This window comes from Bacillus sp. B2-WWTP-C-10-Post-4 (assembly GCF_009183805.1).
GTDB classification, from domain to species: domain Bacteria; phylum Bacillota; class Bacilli; order Bacillales; family Bacillaceae_G; genus Bacillus_A; species Bacillus_A cereus.
In genome coordinates this window covers 1-18,481 of record NZ_WEII01000064.1, presented here as the reverse complement: position 1 = coordinate 18,481, position 18,481 = coordinate 1, and the positions used below count along the sequence as shown (strand labels likewise).

Sequence of the window (18,481 nt, the reverse complement as noted above, 5' to 3'; positions counted from 1 at the left end):
GGAGAAAACATGCTGGACACTTTACTAATAAATATCGGTCAATTACTAACAATGGATCAAGAAGATGGCTTGTTAAGACGGGAAGCGATGAACACGCTTCCTGTTATCGAAAACGGTGCGGTTGGAATTGAAAATGGTGTAATTACTTTCGTTGGAACAGCGGAAGAAGCGAAAGGATTACAAGCGAGAGAAGTTATTGATTGCGGCGGGAAAATGGTTTCTCCTGGTCTTGTTGACCCGCATACTCATCTTGTATTTGGTGGATCTCGTGAAAATGAAATCGCACTAAAACTACAAGGAGTTCCGTACTTAGAAATTTTAGAACAAGGCGGAGGCATACTTTCAACTGTAAATGCAACGAAACAGGCGTCGAAAGAAGAACTTGTTCAAAAAGCGAAATTCCATTTAGACCGTATGCTATCTTTCGGAGTTACTACTGTAGAAGCGAAGAGTGGTTATGGATTAGATGATGAGACGGAATGGAAACAATTAGAGGCAACAGCACAATTACAAAAAGAGCATCCGATCGATTTAGTTTCAACATTTTTAGGTGCTCATGCAGTTCCGAAAGAGTATAAAGGTAGATCGAAAGAATTTTTACAATGGATGTTAGACCTACTACCAGAAATGAAAGAGAAGCAATTAGCGGAGTTCGTTGATATTTTCTGTGAAACAGGTGTGTTCTCTGTAGAAGAATCAAAAGAATTTTTATTAAAAGCGAAAGAGCTTGGCTTTGATGTAAAAATTCATGCAGATGAAATCGACCCTCTTGGTGGTGCGGAAGCAGCGGCAGAAATCGGTGCAGCATCAGCGGACCATTTAGTTGGTGCTTCTGATAAAGGAATTGAAATGCTTGCAAATTCTAATACAGTAGCAACTTTATTACCAGGAACAACTTTCTATTTAAATAAAGAAAGCTTTGCTCGTGGACGTAAAATGATTGATGAAGGTGTTGCAGTTGCGTTAGCTACAGACTTTAACCCAGGTAGCTGTCCAACTGAAAATATTCAGCTTATTATGAGCATTGCGATGCTAAAATTGAAAATGACACCAGAAGAAGTTTGGAATGCCGTAACGGTTAACTCATCATATGCCATTAACCGTGGTGATGTAGCTGGGAAAATTAGAGTTGGTCGTAAGGCAGATTTAGTTTTATGGGATGCTTACAATTATGCTTACGTACCGTATCATTACGGCGTAAGTCATGTGAATACAGTATGGAAGAATGGTAATATTGCATATACAAGAGGTGAACAATCGTGGAGCACGGCCACTATTTAAAGAAAAATGCAAAGTTTATTGATCGTGAAGTGACAAAGTGGAGTGAGATGATTAAAGATTGGGAGGAAGGCGTAGAAATATTCGGTGCTGCCTTAATTGGAGCACCCCTTTCTAAACCATCTATTAGTCATTCAGGAGCGAGTTTTGCTCCAAAGACAATTCGTGCGATGTTAGATGCATATAGCACATATGCAATTACAGAAGAACACGATATGAAAGAAAGTGTCTTATATGATTGCGGCGATATTACGATGCATGTGACGGATATAAAAGAAAGTCATAAACGAATTGCGAAAACAGTTGGGCATGTAACGAAAGTAAACCCGAACATGATACCAATCGTTCTTGGCGGTGACCACTCGATTAGTTTTCCGAGTATAACAGGTTTTGCAAACAGTAAAGGAAAGGTCGGAATTATTCAATTTGATGCTCATCATGATTTACGTAATTTAGATGATGGAGGCCCATCAAATGGTACACCATTCCGTAGTTTACTAGAAAATGATGTCATTGCAGGGAAACAACTTGTTCAAATTGGAATTCGTAATTTTTCTAATGCACGTGCGTACCATGAATATGCAATAGAGCATGGTGTAACAGTGTATACAATGAAAGACGTACGAGAGCGAGAAATAAAAGATATTATCACGGAAAGTATTGAAATATTAAGAAATCAAGGTGTGACTTCTATTTATATTTCTCTTGATATGGATGTGCTAGACCAAGCGTTTGCACCAGGTTGTCCAGCAATTGGGCCTGGTGGGATGGATAGTACGACTTTACTAGATGCGATTGAATTCCTTGGTAAAGAACTGCTCGTTCAAGGGATGGATATAGTAGAGATTGATCCAACTCTTGATTTCAGAGATATGACGAGTAGAGTAGCAGCGCAAGTGATTATGAGTTTTCTTTTAGCGAGGGAAACGGTTAGTAAGCAGGTTAGTATATAGACGGAAAAGTAGATATTTATGCTTTATCAAAAACACATCACTACTGAAATGTAGTGATGTGTTTTTGTGTTAAAGGAGAATGAATGTATGTGGAACCGTTAATGGAATTGCGATTTTTATAGTGTATTGTGTAAATTTAATTTCTTGCTTCTTAAGTATTGACGCGTAAAATAATTTTATGATAAAATAAAAATTTTGCTAAAAAACTAAAAGTGTGTTAAGCTTGAGAAGGTTACCATATATGGAGGTGGATTATTTGTTTCAAATTGGCGATAACATTGTTTATCCAATGCAGGGAGCAGGTATAATTAAAGCCATAGAAGAGAAGGAAATCTCAGGAGAAAAACAACAGTATTATGTTATAAAAATGTCGGCTAGTAATATGGAACTAATGATTCCAGCAGGGAGAATATTGAATTCGAATATACGACCAGTTACGGATATAACCGCATTAGCACACATAATGGATATTTTTCAACATGGGGAATCAGATAGATTACTTACGTGGAAACAAAGGTATAAATTGAACACTGATAAAATAAAGACGGGTAAAATGCAAGAAGGTGCTGAAGTTGTACGTGATTTAATGCGTATACAGAAAGAAAAAGCACTTAATGCAAGCGAAAAGAAGATGTTAGATAACGCATATGAATTTTTGATTAGTGAACTGGGATTAATTGAAGGTATCACAGAAAATCAGATAAAAAGCTTTTGTTAAGGTTCATTACAAATAATGTATTATATCCCAAAAAAGATCTTGAATTTTTTGGGAACATAATTATAGAAAATTTATCATTTCAAAGACATTCAACTCTTTCAAACCACTTTTAGAGCATTACCTCTATTGTTATTACTACAATCAAATCCATTTTTATTTTTTAATTTCATTTATGAATGTTCGAAGTTTAATTGAATACTTCGATAAAATAGTTACTTGATTTTTGCAATCCTGATTCACACTGGCACGGACGAGGAGCCGTAAGGATGAAAGAGAGGTAGGGCTTTCATTGTTTTAGGTATATAAGTTATTATTTTTAGAAGAATACTGAACCATTTTCACTTCTATTGATAAGGTGTTTTTTATTAAAGAGATAAACGAATTGACAGCCATATATGGTCAACAAAAAAGGTTTCCTCCTAAGGAAACCTTTTTAATATTATTTATAGCATTTTGTTTTTTGGATATTCGAATTTTTTATTGTAAAGTCGTAAAAATTGACGTTACTATCTAAAAGTAAGTATGATGCGATTATAGTAAGATTTTTTAGGGGGAAGAAAAATGACAAGTTCAAGTAATAAAGCAGCGAGTATTTATGAAGGAACAAATGTAAATGCTGGGGGATTTTTTGAAAACGTTGAAGAAACAAAGTTGTTTGATCCAATTCAAGTTGGAACTTGGTCTCTTCGTAATCGTATAGCGATGGCACCGATGACAAGATGCTTTGCAGATAATGAGACTGGAGCAGTTGGTGCTGATGTAGTGGAGTACTACAGAAAACGTGCTGCGGATGGAATTGGACTAATTATTACAGAAGGAATTGTCATTAGTCCGAGAGCAAAAGGAAACCCAGGAGTACCAGGTATTTATACACAAGAACAAATCGATTCTTGGAAACCTGTTACAGAGGCAGTACATAAAGAAGGCGGGACGATTATTGCTCAAATATGGCATGTTGGGCGTATGAGTCATCATGAAATAATTGGTGGTCAAATGCCACAAGCACCGTCGGCTATCGCTGCAGAGGGGAATGTTCCACGCTTTCGTAAACCGTTTGATACGCCAGAAGCAATGACGTTAGAAGAAATACAAGAAGTGATCGGTCAATACGCACAAGCTGCGAAAAATGCGATCGAAGCTGGATTTGATGGAGTAGAAATTCACGGTGCACACGGATATTTAATCGATCAATTTACGTATGAGTTTGCGAATAAGCGAACAGATAAATATGGCGGTGATTTAAAACAAAGGTTAACGTTTATGAAAGAAGTAACGGCGGCTGTAATAGAAGCTGTTGGAGCTAATAAAACACTTCTTCGTTTCTCTGCTTTCAAAGGTGATAATCCTACTTATATGTGGGAAAACCCTGAGTTTGCAATTGAAACGTTCATAAATATGTTTAAAGAGGTTGGGCTAACGATGATCCATCCTTCAACGATGAATTATACGCAAGAGATTGCTGATGGAAAGAATTTTCATCAACTAGTAAGAAAATATTGGGATGGTACGATTGTTGGGGTTGGTAATTTAAATCCGAAAGAGGCCGAAGAAGCGTTGCAAGAAGGAACGATTGATGTAGCGGCATTCGGAAGACCGTTAATTGCTAATCCAGACTTTGTTCATCGAATTAAACACGCTGAAAGTTTAGTTGAATATGACGCGAAAGAGCATCTTGCTACGTTAGTATGAATAAAGATAAAAGGAGAGCACGTCGAGTGTTCTCCTTTTATTATGGAACTTCATAGGGGGAAGCGGGATGAGTGAAACGCTACTCGTTATTATTAGTATATTACTATTTTTAATGTTGCTTTTAATCGTCTTTTTTATCATTACATTTTTTATAAAAAAACGAACACACCATTCTATTTTAAAATTACATCCGTACTTAGGAAGAATGCGCTACTTACTGGAAAAGATAGGGCCTGAATTTCGACAATATTGGTTTGATCATGATACGGATGGAAAGCCTTTCTCACGTTATGATTTTCAAAGTGTTATGTTTTTAGCGAAATATCGCTCTGAAATACTTGGTTTTGGATCAAAACGAGATTTTGAAGCTTCTGGATATTATATTGCTAATACATTATTTCCGATATTAACTGAGGAATTAAGTGTGAATCTCACGCAAGAGCGGGAAGGTAAAAAGTACGTGATTCATAAAGAAGGGTTATTTTCAAGAAGAGAAAAATTGACAGCGGATACAACGAATCTTTGGCTGTACGAAGAAGATGATGCAATTATAGTCGGTGAGAACCGTAAATATCCGTGGAAGCTACATGGCATGTTTGGTGCATCTGCGACTTCTTACGGTGCGATTGGAGAAAATTATATTTTAGCGAGTGGTTTTGGAGCAAAAATGGCAGGCGGATCGTGGATTAATACGGGTGAAGGTGGCGTTATTCCAGAACATTTACATACAGGAGCGAATATCGTTGCGCAAATTGGTCCAGGGTTATTTGGATACCGTGATGAAGACGGTAATTTTTCAATGGGAAAATTCATGGAGAAAGCGAAAGAAAGTAATATTAGAGCATTCGAATTGAAATTTGGGCAAGGTGCTAAAATACGTGGTGGTCATTTAGAGGGACAAAAAGTAAATGAGAAAATTGCTTTTGTTCGCAACGTCCGAAAGGGAGAGACGATTAATTCACCGAATCGATTTTCATTTTTAAAGAATGCAGCGGATACACTTTGTTTTATTCAACAGTTGCAAGAAAACAGCGGTAAACCAGTTGGAATGAAAATTGTAATTGGTCAGCAGGAGCCTTTGGAAGATTTAATAAAAACAATGAAAGAACTAAACATTTACCCAGATTTTATTACAATCGACGGTTCAGAAGGCGGGTCAGGGGCAACGTATAAATCGATGGCAGATTGTATGGGACTGCCGCTTATTCCAGCATTACTTACATTTATTGATACAGCAAATCATTATGGTGTCCGTAACAAGTTTAAAGTATTTGCATCGGGTAAATTAATCACACCAGATAAAGTGGCGATTGCTTTAGCGATTGGGGCGGATGCTGTAAGTTCAGCCCGCGGATTTATGATGGCAAGCGGCTGTATTATGGCCCTTCAATGTAATTCTGGCCAATGTCCATCTGGTGTAGCCACGACGAATCCGCATTATCAAAAAGCGTTAGATCCGTATGAGAAGAAGTGGCGAGTCATGAATTATATTATTAGTATGAGATATAGTTTATTTTCATTAGCGGCAGCGGCGGGAGTGAAGAGCCCGCGCCATTTAACTAGAGAGCATATTGTGTTTAAAGACGAGGTGGGGAGAGTAGTTCCACTTTCGGAATTGTTTCCTATAGTAAATCAAACCTAAAAGTATATTTGATATGTAAGATTTTTTAGAGGAATAATCATATTTTTGGAAAAATTAGGAGTATAATAGGGAAGTATTTTTGAAAATGACTATTTTTAGGGAGAGATTCACTTGCAGCAAGGTTCGTACAGTATTACAATTTTTTTACTCGTCATAGGGCTCGTTATATTTAGACGCATGCGCTCTATGAATCGACCAATTAATAATAAAGGAAGACGACTACTATTGCCATTATTCTTTTTATTACCAGGTTTTTCTTTATACGCAGCACCGATACAACTTGCTGGTTGGCAAATTGGTATAGCTGCTGGGATCGGACTGTTATTATCAATTCCACTTATTATTTTAAGTGGGTATGAAGTCAGAGAAGATGGTCAAATTTATGCAAAAAAAAGTATCGCTTTTATTGCTACATTTTTAGTTATCGTTCTTTTACGTGCTTATTTTAGAAGACATTTACAAGGTCTAGATCCAAAGTCAATCGGCATTCTTTTCTACACTCTTGCGGTTTGTTATATAGTACCTTGGCGTATTGGATGCTATATGAAATTTCGTAAAGTATATGTAGAGAAAGCGAAATTTGAGACATCAATAAGCTAAAAGTCATACATTTGTATGGCTTTTAGTTTTTAAAATTTATCGGGTAATGGAATGAAAATAAGGTGTGAAAAAAACACCCTTTAATTTTCTGAATATTATTACTTTAATTTCTTGAAAAATCATTGTAATCCACTGGGATAAAGGCGTTTATAAAGGTTTTCACATGTAATGAAAAGTGCTCGTTCACTTGAAAGAACAAAAAATGTTTGTTAAGGTAGGGAACCATAAGCGAAAACAAGAAAATAGAAAAAGTCATTTTTCGAAATTTTGAATGGCTTATGGACTAAGGGAGAGATTTGGTGAAGATTGAAATTATGGTTTCGCTTGCTATTTATATGGCAGGTATGTTGTATATCGGATATTGGTCTTATAAGAAGACATCCGATTTATCAGATTATATGTTAGGCGGGAGGGGACTCGGTCCAGCAGTTACAGCTTTATCAGCTGGTGCTTCTGACATGAGTGGTTGGATGTTAATGGGATTACCTGGTGCGATGTATGCAACAGGATTATCAAGTGTATGGATTGCGATAGGTTTATTAATAGGTGCGTATGCGAACTATTTAATCATTGCCCCGCGTTTACGAACGTATACAGAAGTGGCAAATGATTCAATTACGATTCCAGACTTTTTAGAGAATCGGTTTAAAGATCGTACGAAAATACTTCGTTTTGTCTCCGCTGTCGTCATTTTAGTATTTTTCACATTTTATGCGTCGGCTGGTTTAGTTTCGGGTGGACGTTTGTTTGAAAATTCTTTTAACCTTGATTATAAAATTGGTTTATTTGTAACAGTGGGTGTCGTTGTTGCGTATACACTATTTGGTGGCTTTCTAGCCGTAAGTTGGACGGACTTTGTGCAAGGTTGTATTATGTTTATTGCGCTTGTACTAGTGCCAATTGTTGCCTTTACGGATGTCGGTGGTATAACAGAAACATTTAATACCATTAAGCAAGTCGATGCATCGCATTTAGATATGTTTAAAGGAACCACAATACTTGGTATTATTTCATTTTTAGCATGGGGCCTTGGATATTTTGGTCAACCACATATTATTGTCCGCTTTATGGCAATTACCTCTATTAAAGATTTAAAAACTTCTCGTAGAATCGGTATCGGTTGGATGACGATTTCAATTATAGGTGCAATGCTTACTGGTCTAATTGGTATCGCCTATTATGCTAAAAATAATATGACATTACAAGACCCAGAAATGGTCTTTGTAACATTCTCAAATATTTTATTCCATCCGTATATTACAGGGTTTTTATTATCAGCTATTTTGGCTTCGATTATGAGTAGTATTTCCTCACAATTACTTGTTATTTCAAGTGCAGTAACGGAAGACTTTTATAAAACATTTTTCCGTCGTAACGCAAGTGATAAAGAACTTGTATTTATCGGTAGATTATCAGTATTAGTAGTAGCTATGATCGCAGTTGTTTTAGCGTATCATCCAAGTGATACAATTTTAACACTTGTCGGTTATGCTTGGGCTGGATTTGGTTCAGCATTCGGACCAGCCATTTTATTAAGTTTATATTGGAAAAGGACAAACAAATGGGGTGTTCTTGCAGGTATGATTGTTGGTGCAGTAGTTGTTATAGCATGGGTACAAATTCCAAATTTAAAAGCAATTATGTATGAAATGGTACCTGGATTCTTCTGTAGTTTATTAACTGTTATCGTTGTAAGTTTATTAACGAAAGAACCCGTTAAGGCAGTTCATCGTGAATTTAATGAGATGGAAGCAGTACTGGAAGAAGAAAAGAAATGATTTGCAAAAAGAGTAAACGGTGAATAGCGTTTACTCTTTTTACATGTAAAATGAAAGTAAGGACTTATTGACAATAAAAAATAAGTAACTTATAATAAATCTTGAGTTCGAGATAAATAATGTTCATAATGAAAATTTATTATGGTTATAAATCGAACAAATATTTTTTGTGAATTATCTTGAATTCGAGATAATCCAATAGGTTAGACGCCGATACGTAATTTTGTGATTAATATCTCGAATTCAAGATAAAATTATAATGACGGATTTTACTTTGTAGCATGGACAAAATGAATAATGAATTTAAATGTAAAAGAATTTTTATAATGAAATAAAAAAGGAGTGGAAGAAATGGAAAAGAAAACAATGGGAATCCATCATATTACAGCGATTGTAGGGCATCCACAAGAAAATGTAGACTTTTATGCTGGTGTATTGGGGTTACGTTTAGTGAAACAAACAGTGAATTTTGATGATCCAGGTACGTACCATCTTTATTTTGGAAATGAAGGAGGAAAGCCTGGAACAATTATTACGTTTTTCCCATGGGCAGGTGCTCGTCAAGGTATTATTGGAGATGGTCAAGTAGGAATTACGTCTTACGTTGTACCAAAAGGTGCAATGGAGTTTTGGGAAAATAGATTAGAAAAATTCGATGTTTCGTATACAAAAATGACTCGTTTTGGAGAGCAGTATTTAGAATTTGATGATCCGCATGGTTTGCATATAGAATTAGTTGAAAGAGAAAAAGGCGAATTAAATAATTGGAGTTTTGGAGAAGTTACACCAGAAGTAGCAATTAAAGGGTTTGGAGGTGCTGTTCTTTTATCTACACAGCCTCAAAAAACAGCTGAATTGTTAGAACATATTATGGGTCTTGAGAAAATTGGAGAAGAGGGTGAATTTGTTCGATTCCGTTCTTCTGCTGACATTGGAAATATTATTGATTTGAAATTATCAACAATCGGTCGTGGCCAAATGGGCGTTGGCACAGTTCATCATATTGCCTGGAGAGCGAGTGACGATGCTGATCAGCTAGACTGGAAAGAGCATGTGTCGCGTTTTGGATATCACGTAACTCCTGTACAAGATCGAAATTATTTTAACGCGATTTATTTTAGAGAACATGGTGAAATCTTATTTGAAATTGCAACAGATCCTCCTGGTTTCGCTCATGATGAATCGTTAGAGACGATGGGTGAGGAATTAAAGTTACCGGAACAATATGAACAACATAGAAAACAGATTGAACAAACGCTTTTACCATTTGAAGTGAGAAATTTAGATTAAAGTGATTGAAGGGGGAACAGGATTATGATGAAACATGTTTTTCAAAAAGGAAAAGATACGTCAAAACCAGTGTTGTTATTACTTCATGGCACAGGTGGTAATGAATTAGATTTACTACCACTTGCAGAAATAGTTGATCCGGAAGCGTCGGTATTAAGCGTTAGGGGAAATGTGTTAGAGAATGGGATGCCGCGTTTCTTCCGCCGATTAGCAGAGGGCATTTTTGATGAAGAGGATTTAATTTTCCGTACGAAGGAATTAAATGAATTTTTAGATGAAGCGGCTAAAGAATATAAATTCGATAGAAATAACATTGTAGCTATCGGTTATTCGAATGGGGCAAATATCGCAGCAAGCTTATTATTCCATTACGAAAATGCATTGAAAGGTGCTGTGCTTCATCACCCAATGGTACCAAGAAGAGGAATGCAATTAGCAAATTTAGCAGGGAAATCTGTGTTTATTGCTGCTGGGACAAATGACCCAATTTGTTCATCAGCAGAGTCAGAGGAATTGAAGATACTATTAGAAAATGCAAACGCGAATGTAACAATGCATTGGGAAAATCGAGGGCATCAATTAACGATGGGTGAAGTAGAAAAAGCAAAAGAGTGGTATGACAAAGTATTTTAAAAAAGAAGCATCTGCTAACCATTAGCAGATGCTTCTTTTTTATTTAAGACTGGATTGCAAGATGAGATGAAGAAAGTGGTAGCTCAATATCAACAATTGTACCTTTATTTAATTCGCTTGAAATGTGTAATTTACCATGATGTTCTTCAATTATTTTGTAACACATCATTAATCCTAGTCCTGTGCCTTTTTCTTTTAAACTATAAAAAGGTTCGCCTAGACGGGAGATACGATCTTCTGGAATGCCACAACCTTCATCGATAATTCGTATTAAGATGAAATTATCCTCTAATGGTTTTGTTTGGATGAAAATATTTCCGCCATTTTGCATCGCTTCTATCGCATTTTTTAATATGTTTATAAAAACTTGTTTTAATTGGTTACCGTCACATTGAATATCATATACGTAATCAAAATGATCCATGATGATATGAACGCTATGCATAATTGCAGTCGGTAAAATAAATGTAACTACCTCTTCAATTAAAGTTTGTATGTTACAAGTTTGGATAGATAATACTTGTGGCTTAGACATCGCCATAAATTGACTCGTGATGGATTCCATTTGTGAAATCTCACTTAACATAACATCGATATACCATTTTTGCTCCTCATTTATTTCAGGGAGGAGCAATGTTAGAAAACCCTTTAGGGAAGTGAGTGGATTTCGAATTTCATGGGCAATTCCAGCTGTCAGTTGTCCGACTACTGCGAGCTTCTCAGATTTTCGTAGTAACTTTTCAGTTTCTTTTAGCTCAGTAACATCTCTCCCCATCACGATAAGACCTTTGCGAGAACCATCAGGATGATAAAGCGGAACTTTTGATATACTTAAGATTAAATCGAAATCATCTCTATGTATAATAAATTCCTCGCCATGAAGAATTTGTCTTTGTTGCCATGCTAGTTCATCGACTTCTTCACAATGTAAAAAAGCTTCTCGGTATGCTTCATTATATTGAATGAGTTCGCTATCTTTTTTCCCGTGGTAAGGTACATGATGGAAGTTGAAGCAAGAAAGTGCGTAGTCATTTGCCTCAAGCCAGCGCCCTTCATGATCTTTAAATATAACAAACGCAGGCATGGAGTTTACTAATGTACGTAATCTCTTCTCACTTTCTTTTAGCATATTCTCAATTCTTTCTGATTTTTCAAGTGGCTTCATAATAGCGTATACACCAGTAAGACGATTTTGAACAAAAATAGGAACTAGTTTTGTCACAACATCTAATAAGAATCCATTTTTATGATAAATAGATAAGATATACTCTTGTTGATTATCCGCTTCAGTATTCTTTATATTTTGTAATACTTGCTCAGAAATATGGGCTCCTAAAATAGAGGTAATATTTTTCTGTTCTAATTCTAAAGAAGTGTAACCTAATATTCTTTCGGCAGAAGGATTTATATGTAGAATAACTCCTTCTAAGTTTAATGAAATAATACTATCAGGATTATGTTCGAACAGAGATGCGTACATTTCTGTTAATGAACGATCTTGTATATGGTTTCGCAAACGTCTAGAAATGTTCGGATGACGTTTTTTTTGAGTTGGTGAATATTTTTTACGACTCATAATAGTTCCTCCGTACAAATAGCATCTAAAAAGATTTGTCTATTCATAACTATAATATAGATGTGATGTGTATTTCTATAAAAAATGGAAGTTATAGAATAAATTTTGTTTTTTTATTTTTTTTGCAAAGTGAATGCAGGATGGTAATAAGGGGAGCTTATATTGTTTTATAAACCTTTTGTAAGTTACAGACGGCTGTTTTCCGTATAACATTAGGGTAGAGGAGGGGGAGAGAAAATGAAAAATTATATTCAAGGGATTGATCACGTGCAAGTAGCTGCACCTGTAGAGTGTGAAGAAGAGGCGCGTGATTTTTATGGGAATAAAATTGGTATGGTAGAAATTCCAAAGCCAGAAGAGTTGAAAAAACGAGGTGGATGTTGGTTTAAATGTGGAAATCAAGAAATCCATATTGGTGTCGAGCGGAACTTTACACCAGCTAAAAAGGCTCATCCAGCTTTTTATGTGAATGAAATTAATGAATTTAAGCAAACACTTATAGAGCAAGGTGTAAAAGTGATTGATGATTATGCACGGCCAGATGTAATTCGATTTTACGTATCAGACCCGTTTGGAAACAGAATTGAATTTATGCAAAATAAAGACTAGGTGTATTCCCACCTAGTCTTTAACTTCTTCTGAAAAGTCCTAACACTTCTACAGTTTCTGTAATATTAACGAATGCATTCGGGTCAATTTCAGAAATTGTAAGTTTCATACTTGCTAATTCTTCACGAGAAACGACCGTCATAAGTACACGCTTTTTCTCGCTTGAATAAGCGCCTTCGCCATCAAGTAACGTTATTCCACGTACAACAGTTGAAAGAAGCTGTTTTTTCATTTTTTCTGCTTCATTTGTTACAATCATAAGTGTAACTTTACGATGTTTTGTATGAACAGCATCAATTACTTTACCAGTTACATAAATTGAAAGTAAGCTTGTAAGTGCAACATCCCAGGTGAAGAAGAATCCTGCGATTATTACAACGACTGCATTTAAAATAATAAGGAATCCGCCAAGTTTAATGTCTCGCTTGCGGGATAAAAGCATACCGATAATATCAAATCCACCAGTGGAGCCATTACAGTTAAAAACAAGACCAATACCAGCTCCGGCGATGACACCTCCGAAGATAGAAGATAACAATGGATCTGTTGCTACGACTTTTACTGGAACGTAGTATAATGCAACAGATAATACAACTACAGAGACAACTGTGTTAAAAATTACTTTTTTTCCAAGACCTATGTACCCTAAAATAAGGATAGGTAAGTTTAATACAAAGTTAATAATACCTGTGTTTACAGGGGTTACAATCCCTAAAATAATAGCAATTCCGCCAATTCCACTACTTAAAATTTTGTGGGGGATAAGGAAAAGATTAAAGGCAACCGCAATAATAATAGAACCGATAATAACACCAAGGAATCTGACCATTTCTTTCCCGTCCTTCACTGAAAAATTCATATTATTTCAAGATTATATATGATATTGAAAGTTTTGGGTAAAAACAGTTTATTTTGGTAAATTAGATTAATCGAAAGAATTTGAGTATTTTATCATTTGAAAGGGGATACAGTTGTGAAGATAAAAACATATCAACAGAAAAGCCTGTTGAAGCAAGAATGTGAGGATTCTTATTTTTGTAATAAAGATAAAAAGATTTATGGTGTATGTGACGGTGCAACACCACTTGTCCCGTTTCGTGATGAAAATGGACATAATGGAGCATACATCGCTTCGCATTTATTTGCAAATTATTTTACTGCATTACGAGAGAATCATAGTTTACAATTTGCAGTTGCCAAAGCAAATGAAGCATTACAAAGCAAAATGTTAGAATATGAAGTAGACACGAGAAAAAAAGAGCATTTGTGGTGCACATGTATCGCGGCAGTTCAAATAGTTGGTGAGAAAATTGAATATGCGCAGCTTGGGGACTGTATGATTGTCGCAACTTTTCAAAATGGAACGATGCAAGTATTAACGAAAGACACAGTTGAAGGAATTAGTAAACGAGCAAAAAGGAAGAGGGAAGAAGATCGTAAAAAAGGGTTATCTGTACCAGAAGAATATGTTTTTCAAGATGTGCGAGAACAGTTAAAATACAATCGTTATCTTGCAAATATGCCAAATGGTTATTCAGTTGCAAATGGAATGAAAGAAGCGATACATTATTTACAACATGGTGAATTACATATAGATGAAGTGAGTGGAATTTTTATTTGTTCAGACGGGTTATTCCACCCAGATTGGTCATTAGAACAAACTGTTGCATATATAAGAAAGAATAGTATAAACGAATATGTAGCAATCATTGAAAAGCTGGAAGGGGAAAAGAGAATAAAACCAGATGATAAAACGATTATTATGATTGATTTTTAAGAGGAGGCAGTTCAAATGGAAATTAAATATGTCAATCTAACATTTCAAGATGAATTAGTTCCTTTAGAAAAAGTAAATCAACTGATTATCCACCATACAGCTGAAGATGGATGGGACGTGTATAAAACGCATGAATTTCATCAAACTGTAAGAGGGTGGAGCGGGATTGGTTACAACTATTTTATCGAAAAGGACGGAACTGTAGTGGAAGGGCGAGGTTTACATATTGGAGCGCACGCGAAAGACCATAACCGCCATACAATTGGAATATGTATGACGGGAAATTTCGATAAATACGATCCAACTCCTGCACAAGTGAATGCATTATATTCTTTATGCAAAATGTTTATGAAGCAATTTGCTATAAAGAAAGAAAATATACTAGGTCATAGGGAGTTAGAAGGAGTTACAAAAAGCTGTCCTGGTAATCGTTTTTCTATGGTAGAGTTAAGGAAGATATTATCTTAAATATAGAGGAGTAACAACGATGATGAATATAAAAATACCAAATGATAAAAAAGAAGAACTTGTAGCGCAAATTCAGCAATTTTTCGTTGAAGAAGATTTAGATGAAATTGGACGTTTCCAAGCAGAGCGTTTAATAGAAGAAATGGTTAAATTAGTTGGACCATTTGCATACAATCAAGCAATTGGAGATGCAAGAAAGCTTGTAAGTGAGAAATTAACGAATATCGAAGAAGATTTATACGTGTTAGAGAAGAATGAAGGAAAATAAAAAAAGAGCCGATGGGCTCTTTTTTATTTTTCTTTCTTATGTTCTTTATATTCATGTACTTTTTCTTTCACATTACCAACTGTATCTTTAGCAGTGCCTTTCACCTTATCCCATTTTCCTTCAGCTTGTAATTTCTTATTGTCAGTTACTTTCCCGACAACTTCTTTTACTTCACCTTTTACCTTATCAATGGCACCTTCTACTTTTTCTTTTAAACCATGATCATGTTTAGTCATACATTTCTCCTCCTTGTAGTTTGATTAGAATTCTCTTTTCATATTGCAAGTTGAATGATGTATCTAGTAATAGCGTAACAAATCTAGTTGGAATATTCAAATGATTAATAGGATAGAAAAGGAATTGTCATAAAATGTTTAAAAATGTAACGGAAGGAGAAAGAAAGTAAATTATAATATGTCTTTTGCGGTCCATATTGATTTTGTATAAGCAATTTTCATGTGGGCACGTTCCATGTTATTTTGACTGCCGCTACCAAAGCGGGCTTGGCCAACTATTAAATGACAATTTGTCGCTATAGCTTTTTCTATTCTTTTTTGAATTAATGCAGTATGACAGCCGTTACGTTGAAATTCTGGCAAAGTAGCAGAAGCAGCTAATGATGCGACACCCTTATTTATATACAGGACACCAATACTAGCAGGGATATTTTGAACTTCAGCTATGAAAAAATGCCATCCTGGTTCATTGTAAAGAATTTCATTATTTTGGCGCACACCATCTGTTGTAAAGGATGGCATATTAAATCCACGTACATAAATGTCTGCAAAAATATCAAAATCATTTTCTTTTAGTTTTCGTATTGTAATATTAGAAGGAAGAAGTGATGAACCCTCTCTCGGTATACTATACAAAGCAGTATGGAAGCTAGATTGATAAAACCCTTTTTGAGATAAGTATTGAAATAATTCAGTTGTACCTTGTGCTGGGGTAATTTCAAAACGACAAGTGATTTGTAGTGATTGATAATAAGAGATAATTTCATCTAACTCATCTGTATTTGTAAATGTAATACCTTTTACCGTATTAAAAGCAGGACCAGCAATTATTTTTGATGAAAAGGCAGTGGCACTACCGAATTTTTTCATTTGCACTTGCATTGGGTTTCCGCTCATTGTTTGTAGTCTCTCTAATTTAGAAGAAAGCATATCAATTTCTGCATTTTCAATTTCTGTTGCCATATCGAGTGTCATAACAGTAGTCATAAAATTCCTCCGTTAATAAATATATTTCATAGTACATATACGATTTTTGTTTTGAGATTCCTGTTGAAATGTGAGAGAATAAGAGGTTTTTTGGAAGGGAAATGGAAGTGAACTGTCGAAGGGAGTAGAAACAGATTAAAGGTGGTGCTCTCATGAAACAAAAAGCCGTGCAGACATGCTCTAATTGTGGTTCTCAAAATATAGGAGAAGGTGAGTTTGTCGGATATGCACAAATACGGAAAAAGGAAACGATGTTCACATCTTCGCCGGTGGATGCTTATATTTGTACAGATTGTGGGAATATCCTTTTATTAAAGGTAAGGAATTATGAAAGGTTTAAACAGAAACCGTTATGATTATTGAGAAGTGGTCATATCCAACTTTGTATACGAAACGACTTATGTTAAGGAAAATGAATATGAGTGATAGTTTACATATATATGAGTATGCTACAGATAAAGAGATGACAACTTTTACTGTATGGGATGCTCATCGATCGTTATGTGACACATATAACTATATAGAAGAAATTGTGGGTCAGTACAATGGAGGGCAAGTAGCACCTCTTGGAATTGTATTAAAAGAGGAAAAAAAACTTATAGGCACGTGTGGATTTATAAAATATGATTTGGTCACACATACAGCAGAAATTGCATACGCCTTATCTCGAAAATATTGGGGAAGAGGATTAGCTACGGAGGCTGTGTTAGCTTTTTTCTACTATGGTTTTCATGAATTGCATCTTAATAGTATTGAAGCGGGATGTGATTCAGAAAATGAAGCATCTGAAAAATTAATGAAACGTTTGAATATGGAGTACAAATATACAATTCAGAAGGATATGTTTATTAAAGGTAAGAATCGTGATACAAAAAGGTATTTTATATCTAGAGAAAGATATATGAATCAATGAAATATCTTACATTGAAAACTCCTTTAAATGAATTAAGGAGTTTTTTTATTTTGATAACAACAAATGGACTATTAGGAAGCGCTATTTTTATTAACGTTCTAAGTATAGAAAAAAAACGCTATATAACACAATCGCAACCGCGAGTTGACAAAGTGCAACCGCAGGAAGATAGAGATAAGGGCAATGTTTACATACAATTTAGGTAAGAAAACAAAGGGGGACACACATATGGGATTTGGTGAAAAGCTTTTTAGATTAAGAAAGGAAAAGGGCCTTTCTCAAGAAGCATTAGCTGAAAAATTAAATACCACAAGGCAAGCAGTTAGTAAATGGGAAAACGGTCAAGGTTTTCCTGAAACTGAAAAATTAATAATGATTGGAAATGTATTTGAAGTATCACTCGACTATTTATTAAAAGAAACTGCAGAGCAAAGTAACGAAAAGGAAAATGGTTACTATGTAAGTAAGGAAATGGCAGAAGGGTATGTAGTGTATGGACAAAAAATTTCTAAATATATTGCGTTAGGATTTAGTTTGCTTATTTTATCTACAATACCGTACTTATTATTTAAAGAAAATGCGACAATGTCTACGTTTCTTGTCATTATCATTGCAGTGCTTGGGATTGGAGCAATGATGGCATCTGTAACGATAGAAGAGAGTCGATACAATGTATTGAAAAAGGAAGAACTACTATTTGATCAAAACTTTCTAAAAGAATTGACCAAAAGATATGCGACTATTAAGAAGAAGTATACGGCAGTAGTGATCGTTGGATTTTGTTTTATTGCAGCAGGAGCGATACCGTTTTTATTTGAGAAAAAACGAATTACCTCAGGAGAACTCGTACAGTATTATCCTTATTGTGTTGTACTTATTGCTATCGGAGTTTATCTTTTTGTTCGTGTGTTAGGGGTGTTAGAGACGTATCGGATTTTAGTAGAAAATAAGGAATACAGTAATCGTTTTATTTTTAAATTGAAAAAGAAAGTAAGGAAAAAGGTAGATAGTTTATAAAAAATAAAAAACATGTTTCGAATCAATGTATTCAAAACATGTTTTTTAT

General features: G+C 35.1%; 20 protein-coding genes. 16 read left to right on the top strand and 4 right to left on the bottom strand.

Going from position 1 to position 18,481, the window contains the following annotated elements:
- The first annotated feature begins 9 nt into the window (after positions 1–9).
- The 9 genes from hutI (at position 10) to GBN78_RS20945 (ending at position 10,581) form a co-directional block, all read left to right on the top strand.
- Positions 10–1,281, top strand: a complete 1,272-nt coding sequence (hutI, locus tag GBN78_RS20985) for an imidazolonepropionase (protein WP_000887540.1) — start codon at positions 10–12, stop codon at positions 1,279–1,281.
- Positions 1,260–2,231: a formimidoylglutamase gene (gene hutG, locus GBN78_RS20980; protein ID WP_000399825.1), complete on the top strand. Its 972-nt coding sequence runs from the start codon at positions 1,260–1,262 to the stop codon at positions 2,229–2,231. The genes hutI and hutG overlap by 22 nt, the downstream gene beginning before the upstream one ends.
- Before the next feature lie 256 nt (positions 2,232–2,487).
- The gene (locus tag GBN78_RS20975) at positions 2,488–2,949 is read left to right on the top strand and encodes a CarD family transcriptional regulator (RefSeq protein ID WP_170317877.1); all 462 of its coding nucleotides are present in this window, start codon (positions 2,488–2,490) and stop codon (positions 2,947–2,949) included.
- 561 nt (positions 2,950–3,510) lie between these two features.
- Positions 3,511–4,638 (top strand): alkene reductase, encoded by a 1,128-nt coding sequence (locus GBN78_RS20970; RefSeq protein ID WP_000204590.1) that lies wholly within the window; start codon positions 3,511–3,513, stop codon positions 4,636–4,638.
- Positions 4,639–4,705: 67 nt separating this feature from the next.
- Positions 4,706–6,280, top strand: coding sequence for an FMN-binding glutamate synthase family protein (locus tag GBN78_RS20965; RefSeq protein ID WP_000005161.1), 1,575 nt, complete (start codon positions 4,706–4,708; stop codon positions 6,278–6,280).
- Positions 6,281–6,391: 111 nt separating this feature from the next.
- The gene (locus tag GBN78_RS20960; RefSeq protein ID WP_001183922.1) at positions 6,392–6,880 is read left to right on the top strand and encodes a cytochrome c biogenesis protein CcdC; all 489 of its coding nucleotides are present in this window, start codon (positions 6,392–6,394) and stop codon (positions 6,878–6,880) included.
- 299 nt (positions 6,881–7,179) lie between these two features.
- Positions 7,180–8,658: a sodium/proline symporter PutP gene (putP, locus tag GBN78_RS20955; protein WP_000687596.1), complete on the top strand. Its 1,479-nt coding sequence runs from the start codon at positions 7,180–7,182 to the stop codon at positions 8,656–8,658.
- A gap of 351 nt (positions 8,659–9,009) precedes the next feature.
- On the top strand, positions 9,010–9,948 hold the full coding sequence (locus GBN78_RS20950) for a ring-cleaving dioxygenase (RefSeq protein ID WP_000412731.1): 939 nt from the start codon (positions 9,010–9,012) through the stop codon (positions 9,946–9,948).
- 24 nt (positions 9,949–9,972) lie between these two features.
- Entirely contained in the window at positions 9,973–10,581 is a 609-nt protein-coding gene (locus GBN78_RS20945) for an alpha/beta hydrolase (RefSeq protein WP_000975485.1), read from the top strand.
- Positions 10,582–10,624: 43 nt separating this feature from the next.
- Here GBN78_RS20945 and GBN78_RS20940 read toward each other — a convergent pair whose 3' ends face one another.
- Positions 10,625–12,157: a BA3702 family sensor histidine kinase gene (locus GBN78_RS20940; protein WP_030027183.1), complete on the bottom strand. Its 1,533-nt coding sequence runs from the start codon at positions 12,155–12,157 to the stop codon at positions 10,625–10,627.
- 237 nt (positions 12,158–12,394) lie between these two features.
- On the opposite strand from GBN78_RS20940, the gene GBN78_RS20930 reads away from it, so the two are divergent.
- Entirely contained in the window at positions 12,395–12,766 is a 372-nt protein-coding gene (locus GBN78_RS20930; RefSeq protein ID WP_000800767.1) for a VOC family protein, read from the top strand.
- Between the two features lie 19 nt (positions 12,767–12,785).
- Here GBN78_RS20930 and GBN78_RS20925 read toward each other — a convergent pair whose 3' ends face one another.
- Positions 12,786–13,595, bottom strand: coding sequence for a YitT family protein (locus GBN78_RS20925; RefSeq protein WP_000251344.1), 810 nt, complete (start codon positions 13,593–13,595; stop codon positions 12,786–12,788).
- 126 nt (positions 13,596–13,721) lie between these two features.
- Between GBN78_RS20925 and GBN78_RS20920 the strand changes: the two genes are divergently transcribed.
- The 3 genes from GBN78_RS20920 to GBN78_RS20910 are packed head-to-tail and all read left to right on the top strand — an operon-like array spanning position 13,722 to position 15,279.
- On the top strand, positions 13,722–14,543 hold the full coding sequence (locus GBN78_RS20920; RefSeq protein ID WP_152127678.1) for a protein phosphatase 2C domain-containing protein: 822 nt from the start codon (positions 13,722–13,724) through the stop codon (positions 14,541–14,543).
- A 15-nt stretch (positions 14,544–14,558) separates the two neighbouring features.
- The gene (locus GBN78_RS20915; protein WP_000404192.1) at positions 14,559–15,011 is read left to right on the top strand and encodes a peptidoglycan recognition protein family protein; all 453 of its coding nucleotides are present in this window, start codon (positions 14,559–14,561) and stop codon (positions 15,009–15,011) included.
- 19 nt (positions 15,012–15,030) lie between these two features.
- A complete protein-coding gene (locus tag GBN78_RS20910) occupies positions 15,031–15,279 on the top strand; it encodes a DUF2164 domain-containing protein (protein ID WP_000981075.1) in 249 nt (82 codons plus the stop codon).
- Positions 15,280–15,302: 23 nt separating this feature from the next.
- Here the strand turns inward: GBN78_RS20910 and GBN78_RS20905 are convergent, their stop codons facing one another.
- Together GBN78_RS20905 and GBN78_RS20900 are read right to left on the bottom strand one after the other, a co-directional pair.
- Positions 15,303–15,515 (bottom strand): CsbD family protein, encoded by a 213-nt coding sequence (locus tag GBN78_RS20905; protein WP_000160410.1) that lies wholly within the window; start codon positions 15,513–15,515, stop codon positions 15,303–15,305.
- Positions 15,516–15,686: 171 nt separating this feature from the next.
- Entirely contained in the window at positions 15,687–16,502 is an 816-nt protein-coding gene (locus tag GBN78_RS20900; protein WP_000214348.1) for a GNAT family N-acetyltransferase, read from the bottom strand.
- A gap of 152 nt (positions 16,503–16,654) precedes the next feature.
- Between GBN78_RS20900 and GBN78_RS20895 the strand changes: the two genes are divergently transcribed.
- From GBN78_RS20895 to GBN78_RS20880, 3 genes are all read left to right on the top strand, one after another.
- Positions 16,655–16,858, top strand: a complete 204-nt coding sequence (locus tag GBN78_RS20895; protein WP_000810193.1) for a hypothetical protein — start codon at positions 16,655–16,657, stop codon at positions 16,856–16,858.
- Positions 16,855–17,415, top strand: a complete 561-nt coding sequence (locus tag GBN78_RS20890) for a GNAT family N-acetyltransferase (protein ID WP_000582841.1) — start codon at positions 16,855–16,857, stop codon at positions 17,413–17,415. Before GBN78_RS20895 ends, GBN78_RS20890 begins: the two co-directional genes overlap by 4 nt.
- A gap of 228 nt (positions 17,416–17,643) precedes the next feature.
- Complete coding sequence (locus GBN78_RS20880) at positions 17,644–18,432, top strand: helix-turn-helix domain-containing protein (protein WP_000505637.1); 789 nt, start codon at positions 17,644–17,646, stop codon at positions 18,430–18,432.
- Positions 18,433–18,481 lie beyond the last annotated feature (49 nt).

Coding starts and splice junctions, on each gene's coding strand:
- GBN78_RS20910 (WP_000981075.1), top strand. CDS start 15,031: ATGATGAATATAAAAATACCAAATGATAAAAAAGAAGAACTTGTAGCG.
- GBN78_RS20890 (WP_000582841.1), top strand. CDS start 16,855: ATGATTATTGAGAAGTGGTCATATCCAACTTTGTATACGAAACGACTT.
- GBN78_RS20930 (WP_000800767.1), top strand. CDS start 12,395: ATGAAAAATTATATTCAAGGGATTGATCACGTGCAAGTAGCTGCACCT.
- GBN78_RS20965 (WP_000005161.1), top strand. CDS start 4,706: ATGAGTGAAACGCTACTCGTTATTATTAGTATATTACTATTTTTAATG.
- GBN78_RS20970 (WP_000204590.1), top strand. CDS start 3,511: ATGACAAGTTCAAGTAATAAAGCAGCGAGTATTTATGAAGGAACAAAT.
- GBN78_RS20915 (WP_000404192.1), top strand. CDS start 14,559: ATGGAAATTAAATATGTCAATCTAACATTTCAAGATGAATTAGTTCCT.
- GBN78_RS20950 (WP_000412731.1), top strand. CDS start 9,010: ATGGAAAAGAAAACAATGGGAATCCATCATATTACAGCGATTGTAGGG.
- GBN78_RS20880 (WP_000505637.1), top strand. CDS start 17,644: ATGGGATTTGGTGAAAAGCTTTTTAGATTAAGAAAGGAAAAGGGCCTT.
- GBN78_RS20925 (WP_000251344.1), bottom strand. CDS start 13,595: ATGGTCAGATTCCTTGGTGTTATTATCGGTTCTATTATTATTGCGGTT.
- hutI (WP_000887540.1), top strand. CDS start 10: ATGCTGGACACTTTACTAATAAATATCGGTCAATTACTAACAATGGAT.
- GBN78_RS20945 (WP_000975485.1), top strand. CDS start 9,973: ATGATGAAACATGTTTTTCAAAAAGGAAAAGATACGTCAAAACCAGTG.
- GBN78_RS20895 (WP_000810193.1), top strand. CDS start 16,655: ATGAAACAAAAAGCCGTGCAGACATGCTCTAATTGTGGTTCTCAAAAT.
- GBN78_RS20900 (WP_000214348.1), bottom strand. CDS start 16,502: ATGACTACTGTTATGACACTCGATATGGCAACAGAAATTGAAAATGCA.
- GBN78_RS20905 (WP_000160410.1), bottom strand. CDS start 15,515: ATGACTAAACATGATCATGGTTTAAAAGAAAAAGTAGAAGGTGCCATT.
- GBN78_RS20940 (WP_030027183.1), bottom strand. CDS start 12,157: ATGAGTCGTAAAAAATATTCACCAACTCAAAAAAAACGTCATCCGAAC.